Origin of the sequence: Soonwooa buanensis (assembly GCF_900167905.1) — a bacterium.
Lineage (GTDB): Bacteria > Bacteroidota > Bacteroidia > Flavobacteriales > Weeksellaceae > Soonwooa > Soonwooa buanensis.
The window spans coordinates 1-2,523 of the sequence record NZ_FUYZ01000026.1 but is presented as its reverse complement, the minus strand read 5'-3'; the positions used below and the strand labels follow the sequence as shown (position 1 = coordinate 2,523).

The following is a 2,523-nucleotide window of genomic DNA, read 5'->3' as shown; positions in this document are numbered from 1 at the left end:
TTCCGACATTAGAAACAAAAATTCTTATTTTTAAATCGTGAAACAAATCCTAAATATTAACCAAAAAGAGTCAACCTATTTCAGGACATGACAACAACAGTCCTAAATTGAAATTAAATTCATAAATTTGATTTTTAAGTATTAATTGTATGAATACACAGACTCTAAATAAAAAAATTGAATTAATCCAATGGTTATCAACATTGGAAGATAATTCTATTATCGAAAAACTGTTAAAATTTAGAAAAGAAGAAACTAAAGATTGGTGGGATATAATTTCAGAAGATGAGAAAAAATCTATTGAGAAAGGTATTTCGGAAGCGAATCAAGGAAAATTAGAACCACATTCTACTGCAAGAGCAATTTATGAAAAGTGGTTATAATATTTTTTGGACTCCCAACTCAAAGAATGAGTTAAAGAAAACGATCGAATATTTAGAGAAAAATTTCACTGAAAAAGAAATTAAAAAACTTGTTCAAAACATCGAAAGTACTACTGAATTAATATCACAAAATCCAAATCTTTTTCCAAAATCAGATAATGTAAATATTCACAAAGTAGTAATATTGAAATATAACTCAATGTATTATCGAGTGAAAAATGAAAATATAGAAATATTATCATTCTTTTCAAATAGACAATCTCCCAAAAAGAGAAAAATCTAAAAACATCGCCTAACATTGTATTGGCAAAATGCGGGGTTAAGGTGTGAATTGAAAATCCTTCCCTATTTATCCGCCGCTATTTTTCCATTCACATTTTTTTAGTAATTTAGTTCATGGAAAAAATATCGGCTCCGTTTGGTCGAAAATTGAACTAAAGTTCATTTTTAGCCCGCACTTCGCCAATACTTTTTCCGTTGTACGCAATATTTCCACCACTGATAACCAAATCAAATTTATTTAATATGGGACTTTTTGACTTTTTAAAAAAGAAGGAGTTTTCAAAAATTGAACAATTGAACTCTGACTTACTTAATTGTAATAATAACAAATCTAATCTAGAGAATCAACTAGAAAGATATTCTAAGATTAATAATATAGAAGAAGAATTTGATATAATTAGTGAAAAAGTAAAAAATCAAAAAACTGAATTAGAATTACTAAATGCTAAATATCAAAATGCTAAGGAAATATATAAAAACCTCAAGCATGAGGTTTCGATTTTCGAAACTAATCTAGATTTAGCAGAATTTGGAGTATACGAACCAATTTATGAATTTGAAAAATCTGATGATTATAGAGAAGAACAAAATAAAATTATTGCACAACAAAAGAATTTAATTCAAAATGAAAATGCTGCAATTTCACGAACAACTTGGACCGTTAATGGAAGTGAAGCTCAAGGAAGAGCAGCTACCAAAAAATTTATTAAGTTAATATTAAGAGCTTTTAATGGTGAAGCTGATTCTTTAATTACCAAAGTTAAATGGAATAATATCAATCAAATAAAGGAGCGTCTTCAAAAATCTTTTAATACTCTGAATGGATTAGGTAAAAGTCAAACTGTTGAAATCACACAAGAATATTTCGATTTAAAAATGAAAGAATTAGTTCTTGAGTATGAATTTAGAGCTAAAAAACAACAAGAAAGAGAGGAACAACGTGCATTGGCAGAAGAATTAAGAGAAGAAGAAAAAGCAAAAAGAGAATTCGAGAAAGCTCAAAAAGAAGCTGAAAAAGAAGAAGCATACTATCAAAAAATTCTTGAAAAAGTTAAAAAAGATTTCCAAAGTCAAAATGGAAATCCAGAGGAATTACAAAATAAAATTGCAGAACTCGAAAAAGATTTAGAAGAAGCAAGATTAAAAAAAGAACGAGCTTTATCTATGGCTCAACAAACAAAAAGAGGTAATGTATATATAATTTCAAATATTGGATCATTTGGAGAGAATGTATTCAAAATTGGTATGACTAGACGACTTGAACCTATGGATAGAGTCCGAGAACTTGGAGATGCATCGGTTCCATTCAAATTTGATGTGCATGCAATGATTTATAGTGATGAAGCAAGAACATTAGAATATGAATTACATCAAGCTTTCGCAGATAAATCAATGAATCTATTCAACATGCGAAAAGAATTCTTTAATGTTACATTGGAAGAAATTGAGCAAAAAGTAAAAGAACTAGGTTTTGAAGCCGAATTTTCTACAATACCAGAAGCTGAAGAATTCAATGAAACAATTGCTATTAGGGAAAAAAGGAATCACATCGAATTAGAAGAAATCGAAGAAAACGAAATATATCCTGAAACCCTCTTATAACAATACTGCGTACAACATTGTATTGGCAAAATGCGGGGTTAAATATAAAATAGAAAAAGTTAAGAAATTTATCCGCCGCTGCTTTTCATATTGTTTAATTTCTTAATTTAGACAATCTGAAAAAGCATCGGCTTCGCTCTGTCTGAATTGAACTTTCAGTTAAATTCAGCCCGCACTTCGCCAATACTTTTTCCGTTACCTGCAATTTTTGAAAATGCATCGTCCTAAAATAGGTTGACCAAAAATTAAGCACTTT

3 protein-coding genes are annotated in these 2,523 nt (G+C 29.0%); all 3 read left to right on the top strand.

Annotation, left to right across the window (positions count from 1 at the left end; genetic code table 11):
• Positions 1 to 149 precede the first annotated feature (149 nt).
• The 3 genes from B5X62_RS15375 to B5X62_RS15365 all read left to right on the top strand — a co-directional run bounded on the left by B5X62_RS15375 (position 150) and on the right by B5X62_RS15365 (position 2,267).
• A complete protein-coding gene (locus B5X62_RS15375) occupies positions 150 to 383 on the top strand; it encodes a hypothetical protein (RefSeq protein WP_079668369.1) in 234 nt (77 codons plus the stop codon).
• On the top strand, positions 367 to 666 hold the full coding sequence (locus B5X62_RS15370; RefSeq protein ID WP_079668368.1) for a type II toxin-antitoxin system RelE/ParE family toxin: 300 nt from the start codon (positions 367 to 369) through the stop codon (positions 664 to 666). The genes B5X62_RS15375 and B5X62_RS15370 overlap by 17 nt, the downstream gene beginning before the upstream one ends.
• Positions 667 to 908: 242 nt before the next feature.
• A complete protein-coding gene (locus B5X62_RS15365; RefSeq protein ID WP_079668367.1) occupies positions 909 to 2,267 on the top strand; it encodes an SNIPE associated domain-containing protein in 1,359 nt (452 codons plus the stop codon).
• The last annotated feature ends 256 nt before the right edge of the window (positions 2,268 to 2,523 follow it).

Coding starts and splice junctions, on each gene's coding strand:
- B5X62_RS15375 (WP_079668369.1), top strand. CDS start 150: ATGAATACACAGACTCTAAATAAAAAAATTGAATTAATCCAATGGTTA.
- B5X62_RS15365 (WP_079668367.1), top strand. CDS start 909: ATGGGACTTTTTGACTTTTTAAAAAAGAAGGAGTTTTCAAAAATTGAA.
- B5X62_RS15370 (WP_079668368.1), top strand. CDS start 367: ATGAAAAGTGGTTATAATATTTTTTGGACTCCCAACTCAAAGAATGAG.